The organism is Streptomyces sp. SID1328 (assembly GCF_009865595.1).
Classification (GTDB): Bacteria; Actinomycetota; Actinomycetes; order Streptomycetales; family Streptomycetaceae; genus Streptomyces; species Streptomyces griseoluteus.
Genome location: NZ_WWKH01000823.1, coordinates 1 through 13183 on the forward strand (window position 1 = coordinate 1; position 13183 = coordinate 13183).

Sequence of the window (13183 nt, forward strand, 5' to 3'; positions counted from 1 at the left end):
ATGTGGACATCTTCTACTCCCACCGGCTGGACGCCAGCACGCCGCTGGAGGAGACGATGGGCGCGCTCGACACCGCCGTCCGCCAGGGCAAGGCGCTGTACGTCGGCATCTCCTCCTACGACGCCGAGCGCACCCGGCAGGCCGCGGCGATCCTGCGCGAGCTGGGCACGCCGATGCTGATCCACCAGCCGTCGTACAACATGCTCAACCGCTGGATCGAGACCGAGGGTCTGCTGGACGTGGCGGAGGAGGAGGGCTTCGGTGTCATCGGCTTCACGGCGCTGGCGCAGGGCCTGCTGACCGGCCGCTACCTGGACGGCGTGCCGGAGGACTCGCGGGCTGCGGCGGGCAAGTCCTTCGACCAGTCCTGGCTGACCGAGGACATGCGCGGCCGGCTGCGCGCCCTGAACGACATCGCGGCCCGGCGCGGTCAGTCCCTGGCGCAGATGGCGCTGGCCTGGGCGCTGCGTGACGAGCGGGTGACCTCGCTGGTGATCGGCGCCTCGCGCACCGAGCAGCTCGAGCAGAACGTGGCGGCGCTGCAGAACCTGGAGTTCAGCGCCGAGGAGCTGGCCGAGATCGACAAGTACGCCACGGACGGCGGGGTCGACCTGTGGGCCGACGCCCGGCAGGGCAACCTCGGCGGCTGAGAAGCGTACAAAGCATGACGGGACCCCCCTGAGACCGCTTTCCGTGTGGCCATGCACCGCCAAGTTAGGGTGTGGGCAATGGTTGCACCAAGAAACTGTCAAAAAGGTCAGGGGGGTTGCCATGGGCACCGCACGTACGAGTAGGACGCCGTTGCCGGGGATCGGCGTCCGGTACGACCTCACCACCCGCGAACACCGCCGGCTGTCGGTGGTGGCCCACCGCGACGGGGCGCGGACGCTGAGCGCCTACCGCGAGGACGACCCCGACGCGTGCGCGCTGTCGGTGCCGTTGACCGGCGGCGAGGCGGAAGCCATCGCCAGGACGCTGATGCCGACGCACCAGAGCCCCAGCCTGCTCTCCACCACCGAGCTCGGCCTGGTCGCCGAGCGCATCTCACTGTCCTCCGTCTCGCACTGGAACGGGCGGCTGCTCGGGGACACCCGGATGCGCACCGAGACCGGTGTGTCGATCGTGGCCGTGCTCCGCCGCGCCGACGCCATCCCCTCCCCCGGTCCGGGCTTCCGGCTCGCGGGCGGTGACACGCTCATCGTGATCGGCACCCGCGAGGGCGTCGACGCGGCCGCCGAGATCCTCGGCAGGGAGTGATCCGGATGCATTCCTCCGCGGTCTTCCTCATCGAGTTCGGCGCCATCATCCTGGCCCTCGGCCTGCTCGGACGGCTCGCCGCCCGGCTGAGGTTCTCCCCCATCCCGCTCTATCTGCTCGCCGGGCTGGCCTTCGGCGAGGGCGGGCTGCTGCCGCTGGGCGCCAGCGAGGAGTTCGTGGCGATCGGCGCCGAGATCGGCGTGATCCTGCTGCTGCTCATGCTCGGCCTGGAGTACACCGCCGGTGACCTGGTCTCCAACCTCAAGACGCAGTACCCGGCCGGTCTGGTGGACTTCGCGCTGAACGCGGTGCCGGGTGCCGTGATGGCGCTGCTGCTGGGCTGGGGTCCCATCGCCGCCGTGGTGCTGGCCGGCATCACCTGGATCTCGTCCTCCGGCGTCATCGCCAAGGTCCTGGGCGACCTGGGCCGGATCGGCAACCGGGAGACCCCGGTGATCCTCAGCATCCTGGTGCTGGAGGATCTGTCGATGGCGGTCTACCTCCCGCTGGTCACCGCCCTGCTGGCCGGTACGGGCTTCGTCGCGGGTGGCATCACGCTCGCCATCGCGCTCGGCGTGGCCGGTCTGGTGCTGCTGCTGGCGCTGCGCTTCGGCCGGGTCATCTCCCGCTTCGTCTCCAGCGACGACCCGGAGAAGCTGCTGCTGGTGGTCCTCGGCCTCACCCTGCTGGTGGCCGGGCTCGCCCAGCAGCTCCAGGTCTCCGCGGCGGTCGGCGCCTTCCTGGTGGGCATCGCGCTCTCCGGCGAGGTCGCCGAGGGCGCGCACAACCTGCTGGCACCGTTGCGGGACCTGTTCGCCGCGGTGTTCTTCGTGTTCTTCGGGCTGCACACCGACCCGGCGAGCATCCCGCCGGTGCTGCTGCCCGCGCTGGCCCTCGCGGCCGTCACCGCCCTCACCAAGATCGCCACCGGCTACTGGGCGGCGCGGCGCGCGGGTGTCTCCGTGCGGGGCCGCTGGCGGGCGGGCGGCACGCTGGTGGCGCGCGGCGAGTTCTCGGTGGTCATCGCCGGTCTCGCGGTCACCTCGGGCATCGACTCCCGGCTGGGCCCGCTGGCCACCGCGTACGTGCTGATCCTGGTGGTCGTCGGCCCGCTGACCGCGCGCTACACCGACCAGATCGCCCTGGGGATCGCCAAGTGGCGCCGGGCCCGCACGGCCCGCGCCGAGCCGGCCGCGGAGCCGTCCGCCCCGGTGGAGGTGCGCGACCAGGACGCGGTGGGCCGCTCCTGAGCACGGCCCTTCGCGCAGGTCACACAGGGGCGGGGCGCGGCGCGGCGCGGCGTACCGTGATGCCATGCCGCCTCCCCTCCCCGGCCCGCTGGCGCCGCTGGCCCCGCTGCTCGGTCACTACGGCTACTGGGCCGTCGGCGCGGTCGTCTTCCTGGAGGACTTCGGGGTCCCGGCGCCGGGCGAGACGATTCTGCTCGCGGCCGGGGTCTACGCCGGTGCGGGCGAGCTGAACATCGTCGCCGTGGCGGTCATCGCGTTCGCGGCGGCGGTCCTCGGGGACAACGTCGGGTATGTGATCGGCCGTACGGGCGGCCGGGCGTTCGTGGAGCGCTGGGGCAAGTACGTCCTGCTGACGCCGAAGCGCTTCGAGGCGGCGGAGGCGTTCTTCCGGCGGCACGGCGGCAAGATCGTCACCGTGGCCCGCTTCGTGGAGGGGCTGCGCCAGGCCAACGGGATCATCGCGGGCACCACCGGGATGCCCTGGCCCCGCTTCCTCGCCTTCAACGCGCTCGGCGCGGCCCTCTGGGTGGGCCTGTGGTCCTCGCTGGCATATCTGGCGGGCAGCCACATCACGGCGGTGTACGACGAGATCGTCCGCTATCAGCGTTACGTGCTCATCGCCGTCGGATTGCTGGTGGCGGCGCTGGTCGTCCGGCATCTGGCACGGCGCCGGCGGGCCCGCCGGAACGACGCCGGTCAATGAACTTCGGCTTTTTTTGGTTTGGCCGGCGGCGTTGGGGATATCCGGATGTCGACCACGCACCGAAAACGTTGGGATGTGAATACCCCATGGCTGGTGACCAGAAGGGCAAGGCCAAGGCGGAGCAGCTCAAGGGCAAGGTCAAGGAGACCATGGGCAAGGCCGTCGGGAACGAGCGCATGGAGGCCGAGGGCCGCGCCGAAGGCGCCAAGGGCGACGCCCGCCAGGCCAAGGAAAAGGCGAAGGACACGTTCAAACACTGAGTCGGTGCGATGCCGTACCGGGGCGGGCCCGGAAATTCCATTCGCGGATTTCCGGGCCCGCCGCTTTGTGTGCCCGATGTCTTACCGGGCCGTTCTCACACGTCCGGAGGATTCCCGCCCGGACGCCCCTTGATCGGCGGAACTGGGGGTAGCCGGATGGAGAAGGGACGATCCTCCGCGATCGCACGACGGGGCCTGAACCGGCCACCACGGGAGAAGGGCGATTCCGCATGGACCTCCCCCTCACGACAGACACCATGACGCGGACCACGCCGGAGCTGCCGCGCTACAGCCGCCGCTGGGATGCCGACACCGCATCCCTCCCGGAGGCCAGGGACGCGGTCGCCGACCTGCTCATGCGGGTCCGCCCCACCCCATCGGCGCGTACGGTGCAGGACGCGCAGCTCGTCGCCAGCGAGCTGGTGACCAACGCGCTCAAGCACGCGCCGGGGCCGTTCACGCTGCACATGCAAGTGGTACCGGACCCGGCGGCGCTGCTGATCAGCGTCACGGACTCCTCGCCCCGCCCGCCCCGGCACCGCCCGCCCAACCCCGAGCGGGTGGGTGGCCACGGGCTGCGGCTGGTGACGCTGCTCTGCGGCGCACTGGAGGTGACTCCACTGGGCCGCGGCAAGCGGGTCACCGCGTCGGTGGCGCTGGACAACGGGACGACGCTCTCCTAACGGCCCGGCGGCCGGGCGTCGTCGCCGGGCCGGAGCTGGGGGTCGGCGTCCTCGGGGGCCGGGCGGGGTGGCGGGGCCTCCCCCGCGGTGAGGTGTTCCAGCACCTCGACCAGTTCCTCGCAGGCCCGCTCCACGGAGCGCCGGGTGTGCCGCTGCTCCGTGATCACGGCGGACAGCAGCAGCGCGGTCAGCGCCATGGTGCCGTTGAACCCCTGGAGCTTGGCCATGACCTCGAGGCGGCTCAGCCCCCGGAAGGCGCCCACCTCGTTGTTGGCGACGAGCGCTGCGAGTACCGAGGTGGACAGCGCGCAGATCATGCTGCCGACCAGCTCGAAGCGGAGCGCGCCCCAGATGATCAGCGGGTACACCAGGAACAGCAGGCTGAGGTGGCTGGTGACGGCGAACGGGACGACGCAGACGGCGGCCACGGCCAGCGTGCCGGCCTCCCACCGACGGGGTGTCGGCCGCAGTCCCTGGGCGTGGCGGAACAGGAGCAGCAGCGGGGTGACCAGCAGCACACCCATGGCGTCCCCCACCCACCAGGCGAGCCACACGGTCCAGAAGGCGTGCGCGGGCATCCGGTCGGTCGCCACGAGCAGGGCGACCCCCAGGGTCGAGCTGATCAGCATGGCGCCCAGCGCGCCGAAGAACACCAGCGCGAGCCCGTCACGCAGCCGCCTGAGGTCGGTACGGAACCCCGCCCGGCGCAGCAGCGCCACCGCCGCCAGCGGGGCAAGGGTGTTGCCGGCCATGTAGCCGAGCGAGTAGAGCAGCGGCGTGTCCAGCGACAGGACGATGAGGTAGGCGCCGATCGTGACGCCGGGCCAGTACCGCACCCCGAGGATCAGCAGGGCGGCGACGGCCACGCCGGTCGGCGGCCAGATGGGGGTGACGACGGCGCCGTCGACGGTGAGCTTGCAGAGCAGGCCGAGGCGCCCGGCCGCGAAATAGCAGACCGCGACGGCCACGACCAAGGCGGCATGGCCGCCCGGCCGACGCGCTTCAGGGAATGCCACCACCCGGCAACTCTCACACCGGTCGGCCGGGAGCGGCGAGGCGAACGCCGCCTATGGCCTAACGACGCGGGGCTGCGCGGGCGGTGGCGGGGTGTTCGGGCCGTCGCGGCCGACGACGAGTACGGCCGCGTCGTCGTCGTGGCCCACATGGTCGGCGCCCTTGATCACGGCGGCGGCGAGCGCGTGCACCTTCAGGCCGGCGACGGCGGCGATGCCCGCGAGGCGGACCACTTGGGCGAGGCCGTCCTCGACGTGCAGTGAGGGCCCTTCCACGACGCCGTCGGTGAGCAGGACGAAGACACCGCCGGTGGAGAGCCGGTGCCGGGTGACGCGGTAGTCCATGCCGGGCTGGATGCCGAGCGGCGGCCCGCCCAGGTCGTGGACGACGCCGGACCTGCCGTCGGCCGTGGCCCAGACGAAGGGGATGTGCCCGGCCCGCGCGCTCTCCAGGACGCCCGTGACGGGGTCCAGCCGGAGGAAGGTGCAGGTGGCGAAGAGGTCGCTGCCGAGAGTGAGCAGCATGTCGTTGGTACGGGCGAGCAGTTCGCCCGGTTCGCCGGTGACGGAGGCGAGCGCGCGCAGCGCGGCCCGCACCTGGCCCATGAAGGCGGCGGCCTCGATGTTGTGTCCCTGGACGTCGCCGATGGTGAGGCCGATCTTGCCGTCCGGCATGGCGAAGGCGTCGTACCAGTCGCCGCCCACGTTGAGGCCCTGGTTGGCGGGGGCGTAGCGCACCGCGAGGTGCAGGCCGGGGTGGCGGGGCAGGTCGCGCGGGAGCATGCCGCGCTGGAGGGCGACGGCCAGCTCGACCTGGCTGCGCTGCTGTTCCGCGCGCTCACGCGCCTGGGCGGTGAGCGAGCCGAGTCTGGCCAGCAGCTCGTCGCCTTCGTCCGTGGAGCGCTTGCGGAACATCGTTCACCCCGGTGGGCGGTGATCCTGGCGGGCCATTGTCTGGATTTTACCCATTCAGGCGCTTTCGGCGTCCGGGGCGGCCCGCCACGGACCGTTCAGTGCACCTGGGAGTCGATGCCGGTGATCACGGCGGGCCCGAGCGGCGCGGTGTTCTCGTCCAGTCCGACGGTGCGCAGGGCTTCGTCCGCGAGGCGGCGGGCCTCCTGCTCGGCGTGCTTGTTGTTGTCGGCCTCGACGGTGAGATGGAGGGTGAAGGTGCCGTCCTCGTTGACGTTGACGGTGTCGAGGTCCTCGGCGCTGCCCAGGTCGGTGCCGTGCGGGTCGGCGGGACGCAGGGCCCGGCCCAGCCGGGTGCGGGTGTCGGCCTCGATGTCCGTGGTGAAAGTGCCGGGCACGGTGATCACGTAGGTCGTCATGGTCGTCCTTTCCTCGAAGCCCCCGTCTACCCCCTTTCCGGGCCTTCGCACCGGCGCGGGTCACAGGGGTGAATGGACGAGCACCGTGACGTAGGCGCCGTACAGCACGGAGACGACGGCCAGGGCGCCGCCGACCAGAAGGGCCGCGGCGGGACGGGTCCGCCAGGTGCGGGTGAGCGCGCGGGCGGCCGGGATGAGCAGCGGGAAGGCCGGCAGCAGGAAGCGTGGCTTGGAGGAGAAGGAGCCGGAGCCGAGGACCACCAGCAGCACCAGGACGCCGGCGAAGGCGACCAGGGCCAGCGGGGCGCGTTCCAGGCAGAGCAGCGCCAACAGCACCAGGCTGATCAGCACGAGGGCGAGGGCGACGGGGTAGACGACCTGGCCGCCGTGGGCGAGCAGCGCGCCGACGAAGCGGGCGGCCCCGGCGCCGAAGTCGATACGGGAGCCCCAGGCACCCTGCACCGAGAAGTAGCCGCCCGTCAGGTCGCCGGTGCACCAGCCGACCCAGAGGACGTAGCCGAGCCAGCCGAGCGGGGCGAGCAGGGCGGCCGCCCACACACCGGGGACGACCTGTCCGCGCCGCAGCCAGAGCTGCTGTGCGGCGGCGGCGATGACGGCGGCCGCCACCGCGAAGCCGGTGGGCCGGGCGAGGCCGGCCAGGAGGGCGAGCGTGCCCGCCCACAGCCAGCGGTCCTTGAGCACGCAGTACAGGGACCAGGCGGCCAGGGCGGCGAAGAGGGACTCGGTGTAGGCGATGGTCAGTTCCACCGCGTGCGGCAGCGCGGCCCACAGCGCGACGAGGGCCGTGGCGGTGGCGCGGCCGTACAGATGGTGGCCGATCAGGTAGACGCCGTAGGCGGCGACGACGGCGGCCGTCCAGGAGATGAGCACGGCCGCCGCGGCCGGGGTGAGCGGGAGGACGGTGTCGGCGGCCCGGACGAGGGCCGGGTAGAGCGGGAAGAAGGCCCAGTCGCTCTGCACTCCCCCGGTGGGGGTGATCCAGATGAGCCGGCCGTAGCCGTGCGCGGCGATGTGGAGGTACCAGCGCGAGTCCCAGGAGTGGGCGAGGTTGCGCACCGGGGGGCGGCCGGTCAGCGCGTTGGTGGCGATCACGGCGGCGATGCCCGCCGCGCGGACGGCGGCGAACAGCGCGAGGGCGAGGAGGGCGCCGTGCGGTGCGCGGTGGCGGACGATCAGGGGCAGTGCGCGGCGGCGCGCCGGGCCGGGGGCGGTGGCCGCTCCGGGCCGGGGTGCGGAAGACGTGATCACGCTTCGACCATGGTCATGCCGTACAGGCGGTGCAATGCGGTGCCAGGGTGTCGCGTGTTCTTCCACCCTGATTCAGGAACGGCGCCCGGCCCGACCCCCCTGACAGGCGGCTTCGGTGATCAAAGTAGGGTGTGTTTACCATATGAGCGCCGCCTAGCTCGAAAGATAGATCTGTGACTGTCAACGACGACTCGTTCACGAACTGGAAGCACCGCGAGGAGATCGCGGAGTCGATGATCCCGATCATCGGGAAGCTGCACCGCGAGCGGGACGTGACCGTCCTGCTGCACAGCCGCTCCCTGGTGAACAAGTCGGTGGTCAGCATCCTCAAGACCCACCGCTTCGCCCGGCAGATCGCGGGCGCCGAGCTGTCGGTCACCGAGACGATGCCGTTCCTGAAGGCGCTGGCCGCCCTCGACCTCGGCCCCGCCCAGATCGACCTCGGCATGCTGGCCGCGACGTACAAGGCCGACGACCGGGGACTGAGCGTGGCGGAGTTCACCGCCGAGGCGGTCGCCGGGGCCACCGGCGCCGAGAAGATCGAGCGCCGTGCGCCGCGCGACGTCGTGCTGTACGGCTTCGGCCGCATCGGCCGGCTGGTCGCGCGCCTGCTGATCGAGAAGGCCGGTTCGGGCAACGGCCTGCGTCTGCGGGCCGTCGTGGTCCGGGGCGGTGGCGCCAAGGCCGCCGGCGACCTGGTCAAGCGGGCCTCGCTGCTGCGCCGCGACTCGATCCACGGCCAGTTCCAGGGCACCATCACGGTGGACGAGGACGCCAGCACGATCGTCGCCAACGGCAACGAGATCAAGGTGATCTACGCCGACGACCCGTCCTCCGTGGACTACACCGAGTACGGCATCCGCGACGCCATCCTGATCGACAACACCGGCAACTGGCGTGACCGCGCGGGCCTGTCCAAGCACCTGCGGCCCGGCATCGACAAGGTCGTACTGACCGCGCCCGGCAAGGGTGACGTGCCGAACATCGTGCACGGCGTCAACCACGACACCATCAAGCCGGACGAGCAGATCCTGTCCTGCGCGTCCTGCACCACCAACGCCATCGTCCCGCCGCTGAAGGCCATGGACGACGAGTACGGGGTGCTGCGCGGCCACGTCGAGACGGTCCACTCGTTCACCAACGACCAGAACCTGCTGGACAATTACCACAAGGCCGAGCGCCGGGGCCGGTCCGCGCCGCTCAACATGGTGATCACCGAGACCGGTGCCGCGTCCGCCGTGTCGAAGGCGCTGCCGGACCTCAAGGCGCCGATCACCGGCAGCTCGATCCGGGTGCCGGTGCCGGACGTCTCGATCGCCATCCTGAACCTGCGCCTCGGCCGCGAGACCACCCGCGAGGAGGTCCACGACTACCTGCGCGAGGTGTCGCTGACCTCTCCGCTCAAGCGCCAGATCGACTTCACCACGGCGCCCGACGCGGTCTCCAGCGACTTCATCGGCTCCCGCAACGCCTCGATCGTCGACGGGGGCGCCCTGAAGGTCGACGGCGACAACGCGATCCTCTACCTCTGGTACGACAACGAGTTCGGCTACTCCTGCCAGGTGGTCCGGGTCGTCCAGCACGTCTCGGGCGTGGAGTACCCGACCTACCCGGCGCCGGAGGTCTGAGCGACCCCGTGGTGACCTAGGACGGCCGCCGACCGCACTCCGGTCGGCGGCCGTCGGCATACCTGCCTACACCTGTCCCCCATTTGCCTAAAGCCTTTAGGCAAATACATAATCGGTCAGGTTCTCAAGGAGGCGGGTCCATGGTGCGTGCGGGGCTGAGTACGGAGCGGCTGGTCCGGGCCGGGGCGGAGCTGGCCGACGAGGCCGGGTTCCAGCAGGTCACGGTGTCGGCGCTGGCCCGGCGCTTCGACGTGAAGACCGCGAGCCTGTACTCGCATCTGCGCAACTCCCACGACCTGCGCACCCGGATCGCGCTGCTCGCCCTGGAGGAGCTGGCCGACCGCGCCGCCGAGGCCCTCGCGGGCCGGGCCGGGAAGGACGCCCTGACCGCCTTCGCCAACGCCTACCGCGACTACGCCCGCGCGCACCCCGGCCGCTTCGAGGCGGCCCGGTACCGGCTCGACCCGGAGACCGCCGCCGCCAGCGCGGGCGTCCGGCACGCCCAGATGACCCGGGCGATCCTGCGCGGCTACGACCTCGCCGAGCCCGAGCAGACCCATGCCGTACGCCTGCTGGGCAGTGTGTTCAGCGGCTATGTGGGCCTGGAGTCGGCGGGCGGGTTCGACCACAGCGCCCCCGGTTCGCAGGAGTCCTGGGACCGCGTCCTCGACGCGCTCGACGCCCTCCTGCGCAACTGGCCCGCCTCCTGAACCGCCCTGTTCCTACTGCCGACGGACCTTCCGATGACCACCGACTGGACCAGCACCCCCCTCACCGCCGGCCTCGTCCGGGGCGCCCTGGAGCTGGAGCGCACCGAGCGCGGCCTCCTCCCTCACCGGCTGCCCGCGCGGGCCCGCGCGCAGTGCGCCGACCCGCAACTGCACATGGTGGAGTCCCAGCCCTCCGGGGTACGGCTGGTGTTCCGCACCCGTGCCACCGTGATCGAGCTGGACACCGTGCCCACCAAACGGGCCTACCTGGGCGCACCGCCCCGCCCGGACGGCGTCTACGACCTGCTGGTGGACGGCCGCCCGGCGGGCAGCGCCACGGTCGGCGGCGGCGACACGCTGACCCTCGACATGACCACCGGCGCCGGCGAACTGACTCGCGGTCCCGTCGGCACCGCCCGCTTCAGCGGGCTGTCCGCCGCGGACAAGACCGTGGAGATCTGGCTGCCGCACAACGAGACCACCGAGCTGGTCGCCCTGCGCACCGACGCGTCCGTGGAGCCCGTACCCGCGTCGGACCGGCCGGTGTGGCTGCACCACGGCAGCTCCATCAGCCACGGCTCGGACGCGGCGAGCCCGACCGGTGTCTGGCCCGCCGTCGCCGCCTCGCTCGGCGGGGTCGAGCTGGTCAACCTGGGACTCGGCGGCAGCGCCCTGCTGGACCCGTTCACCGCCCGCGCGCTGCGGGACACCCCGGCCGATCTGATCAGCGTGAAGCTGGGCATCAACCTGGTCAACACCGACCTGATGCGGCTGCGGGCGTTCGGGCCCGCCGTCCACGGCTTCCTGGACACCATCCGCGAGGGCCACCCCGGCACCCCGCTGCTCGTGATCTCCCCCATCCTGTGCCCGATGCACGAGGACACCCCCGGCCCCACCATGCCGGACCTCTCCGCACTGAGCGAGGGGCGTATCGCGTTCCGCGCGGCCGGGGACCCGGCCGAGGCCGCCCAGGGCAAGCTGACGCTGAACGCCGTACGGGCGGAGCTGGCCCGGATCGTGGCGCAGCGCTCCACCGAGGACCCCCATCTGCACCTGCTCGACGGACGCGAGCTGTACGGCGAGGCCGACTTCGCGGAGCTGCCGCTGCCCGACGGGCTCCACCCGGACGGTGCCGCGCACCGGCGGATCGGCGAACGGTTCGCGAAGCTCGCCTTCACGTCCGGTGGCCCCCTGGCGCCGCCCCGCGCCCGGTGAGCGCGGGGCCGCCGGGTCAGACGAGGTGGCCGAAGACGACCAGGTTCTCCGTGTAGTCCTTCGCCGAGTGGTCGTAGTCCCCGGCGCAGGTGATGAGCCGGACCTCGGGGCGCGTGGCGTTCGCGTACACCCGCTCGCTGGGGAAGTCGTCCTTGGCGAAGGTGTCGGCGCTGTCCACGACGAAGTCGGCGGTGTTGCCGTCGGCACGCTCCACCGAGAAGCGGTCACCGGGCGCCAGGTCGTCGAGGTTGGCGAAGACGGCCGCCGAGGTGGTCGTGTCCACGTGGCCGGCGATGACCGAGGTGCCCTTCTCGCCGGGCGACGCGCCCTTGCTGTACCAGCCGACGAGGTTGGTGTTGCCCGCGGGCGGGGGCTCCAACTGGCCGTTCGAGGCGAGGACGAGGGCGGTGAAGGGCGCGTCCACGCCGATCTTGGGGATGCGCAGCCGGGTCGGCGCCGAGCGGGGCAGCGGGGCTCCCGCCTGGATCGCGCCCGCCGTCGCGGTCTCGGTGCGGGCCGTGCCGGTGCCGTCGCCCGTGCCGTGGTGGCCGCCGAAGACGCTGAGCGCCAGGATCGCGGCGGCCGCCCCCCACAGCGTCAGCCGGCCGCCCCGGCCCGCGTTGTCACCGGAAGGGTCTGCTGCCATCGGACACCACCTCGCTCGGGCACGGCAGCACAGGGATCTCGATCAGGGGGGCGCGGGCCGCCGACGCGGTACGGCGTCGACGGCGGCCACGGCCCCTGGGTCACGGGGGCGGTCAGGAGGCCGGACCGGCGGCCTTCTTGCGGCGCAGCGCGTAGGCGCCGACGGCACCGGCGGCGAGGACCGCGACGCCGCCCGTGGTCACGCCACCGGAGCCGGCGAGGGCGCCGCCGCCGGTGTGCATGCCGCCGCGCGGACTGTCGGAGTCGTCCTTGCCGCCGGAGTCCTTGCCTCCGCTGTCCTTGCCGCCGCTGCCGCCGCTGCTGCCGCCGCCGTCACCCTTGTCCTTGTAGCTCTCCGGGTCGAAGCGGCTGTCGTCGCTGGAGCCGGAGCTCCAGTCGTCGCTGCCGACGGCCGCGAGGGCGCCGCCACCGGTGTGCATACCGCCACGCGGGCCGCCGGAGTCGGAGTCGTAGGAGTCACGGCCGGAGTCCTTGCCGCCGGAGTCGCCGCCACCGGAGTCGCGGCCGCCGGACTCCTTGTCACCGGAGCCCTTGTCCCGGTCCGAGTCGCTGTCGTGCTGCTTGTTGTAGGAGGAGTCGTCCCGGCCTCCGTCGTCCCCGGCGAGCGCGGCGCCGGGCGCCAGGGCGAGGGCGGCGGACGCGGCCGCCGTGGCGAGCAGAATGCGGGCAGAGCGCATGTCGGTGTCCTTCCGCCGTGGCCGGGCAGCGGAATCCTCATCGGCTGACATGACCCGGCCTCGACATGATCCACCGTCGGACCACCCGGCGCCGCGCACCATCCGGGCCGTCCAGCCGGGTCAGCTCTCCACCCGTCTGTCCCAGCGACACGCCGGTGCGACCCCCGAACGGACCAGCCGGTTACCCGTCCGGCGGGCGGGCGCGGAACCGGCCGCGCCCGTTGGCGGCGAAACGGACGTCACCGCCCCACATTCCGGGCAAACTTGGCCGAAAACCGTCGTAGCGATGCTCGAAGTTCCTGACGTGGCCGGGCTTTTGCGGGTCGTACTCTGGGGCCGTGATCGAGCGAGTCGAAGATCCCGCGCTGACCGTGTCCCGGCTGACCGGGCGCCGGGTCACGGGCGGCCCGGTGGGGGCCGGCTCGCCCGCCGAGGTCACCCTGGACGACGGCACCACGGTGATGGTCAAGCGCGGCGACGGCCCCGGCGCGGTGCGCGCCGAGGCGGCCGGGCTGCGCTGG

15 protein-coding genes and 1 pseudogene are annotated in these 13183 nt (G+C 72.3%); 10 read left to right on the top strand and 6 right to left on the bottom strand.

Annotated elements, in window-relative coordinates; all coding sequences use genetic code 11:
• The 6 genes from GT030_RS26265 to GT030_RS26290 form a co-directional block, all read left to right on the top strand.
• Positions 1–650, top strand: a 650-nt coding sequence (locus GT030_RS26265; RefSeq protein WP_202460585.1) for an aldo/keto reductase, incomplete at its 5' end; no start/stop codon positions are given.
• A gap of 121 nt (positions 651–771) precedes the next feature.
• Positions 772–1257: a cation:proton antiporter regulatory subunit gene (locus GT030_RS26270; protein ID WP_161203233.1), complete on the top strand. Its 486-nt coding sequence runs from the start codon at positions 772–774 to the stop codon at positions 1255–1257.
• 5 nt (positions 1258–1262) lie between these two features.
• Positions 1263–2507 (top strand): cation:proton antiporter, encoded by a 1245-nt coding sequence (locus GT030_RS26275; protein ID WP_161203234.1) that lies wholly within the window; start codon positions 1263–1265, stop codon positions 2505–2507.
• A gap of 64 nt (positions 2508–2571) precedes the next feature.
• Positions 2572–3210, top strand: coding sequence for a DedA family protein (locus tag GT030_RS26280; RefSeq protein WP_161203235.1), 639 nt, complete (start codon positions 2572–2574; stop codon positions 3208–3210).
• A gap of 86 nt (positions 3211–3296) precedes the next feature.
• Entirely contained in the window at positions 3297–3470 is a 174-nt protein-coding gene (locus GT030_RS26285) for a CsbD family protein (RefSeq protein WP_086695494.1), read from the top strand.
• Between the two features lie 257 nt (positions 3471–3727).
• Positions 3728–4153, top strand: coding sequence for an ATP-binding protein (locus GT030_RS26290; protein ID WP_237522835.1), 426 nt, complete (start codon positions 3728–3730; stop codon positions 4151–4153).
• Here the strand turns inward: GT030_RS26290 and GT030_RS26295 are convergent.
• From GT030_RS26295 to GT030_RS26310, 4 genes are all read right to left on the bottom strand, one after another.
• Entirely contained in the window at positions 4150–5172 is a 1023-nt protein-coding gene (locus tag GT030_RS26295) for an MASE1 domain-containing protein (protein WP_161203237.1), read from the bottom strand. The two genes, GT030_RS26290 and GT030_RS26295, sit on opposite strands and share 4 nt — an antisense overlap.
• A gap of 48 nt (positions 5173–5220) precedes the next feature.
• Entirely contained in the window at positions 5221–6081 is an 861-nt protein-coding gene (locus tag GT030_RS26300; RefSeq protein ID WP_161203238.1) for a PP2C family protein-serine/threonine phosphatase, read from the bottom strand.
• 95 nt (positions 6082–6176) lie between these two features.
• The gene (locus GT030_RS26305) at positions 6177–6497 is read right to left on the bottom strand and encodes a hypothetical protein (RefSeq protein WP_161203239.1); all 321 of its coding nucleotides are present in this window, start codon (positions 6495–6497) and stop codon (positions 6177–6179) included.
• Positions 6498–6557: 60 nt separating this feature from the next.
• The gene (locus GT030_RS26310) at positions 6558–7766 is read right to left on the bottom strand and encodes a hypothetical protein (RefSeq protein ID WP_346009751.1); all 1209 of its coding nucleotides are present in this window, start codon (positions 7764–7766) and stop codon (positions 6558–6560) included.
• Between the two features lie 173 nt (positions 7767–7939).
• Between GT030_RS26310 and GT030_RS26315 the strand changes: the two genes are divergently transcribed.
• The 3 genes from GT030_RS26315 to GT030_RS26325 all read left to right on the top strand — a co-directional run bounded on the left by GT030_RS26315 (position 7940) and on the right by GT030_RS26325 (position 11319).
• Positions 7940–9394, top strand: a complete 1455-nt coding sequence (locus tag GT030_RS26315) for a glyceraldehyde-3-phosphate dehydrogenase (protein ID WP_161203240.1) — start codon at positions 7940–7942, stop codon at positions 9392–9394.
• A 140-nt stretch (positions 9395–9534) separates the two neighbouring features.
• Entirely contained in the window at positions 9535–10104 is a 570-nt protein-coding gene (locus GT030_RS26320; RefSeq protein WP_161203241.1) for a TetR/AcrR family transcriptional regulator, read from the top strand.
• 33 nt (positions 10105–10137) lie between these two features.
• Positions 10138–11319 carry a GDSL-type esterase/lipase family protein gene (locus GT030_RS26325; protein WP_161203242.1) on the top strand — a complete coding sequence of 394 codons (1182 nt, stop codon included), beginning with the start codon at positions 10138–10140 and terminating at the stop codon, positions 11317–11319.
• A gap of 16 nt (positions 11320–11335) precedes the next feature.
• Here the strand turns inward: GT030_RS26325 and GT030_RS26330 are convergent, their stop codons facing one another.
• Together GT030_RS26330 and GT030_RS26335 are read right to left on the bottom strand one after the other, a co-directional pair.
• The gene (locus tag GT030_RS26330) at positions 11336–11965 is read right to left on the bottom strand and encodes a class F sortase (RefSeq protein ID WP_161203243.1); all 630 of its coding nucleotides are present in this window, start codon (positions 11963–11965) and stop codon (positions 11336–11338) included.
• Between the two features lie 112 nt (positions 11966–12077).
• Entirely contained in the window at positions 12078–12662 is a 585-nt protein-coding gene (locus GT030_RS26335) for a hypothetical protein (protein WP_161203244.1), read from the bottom strand.
• Between the two features lie 338 nt (positions 12663–13000).
• Between GT030_RS26335 and GT030_RS26340 the strand changes: the two are divergent.
• Positions 13001–13183 (top strand): annotated as a pseudogene (locus GT030_RS26340) (fructosamine kinase); the annotation flags it as partial.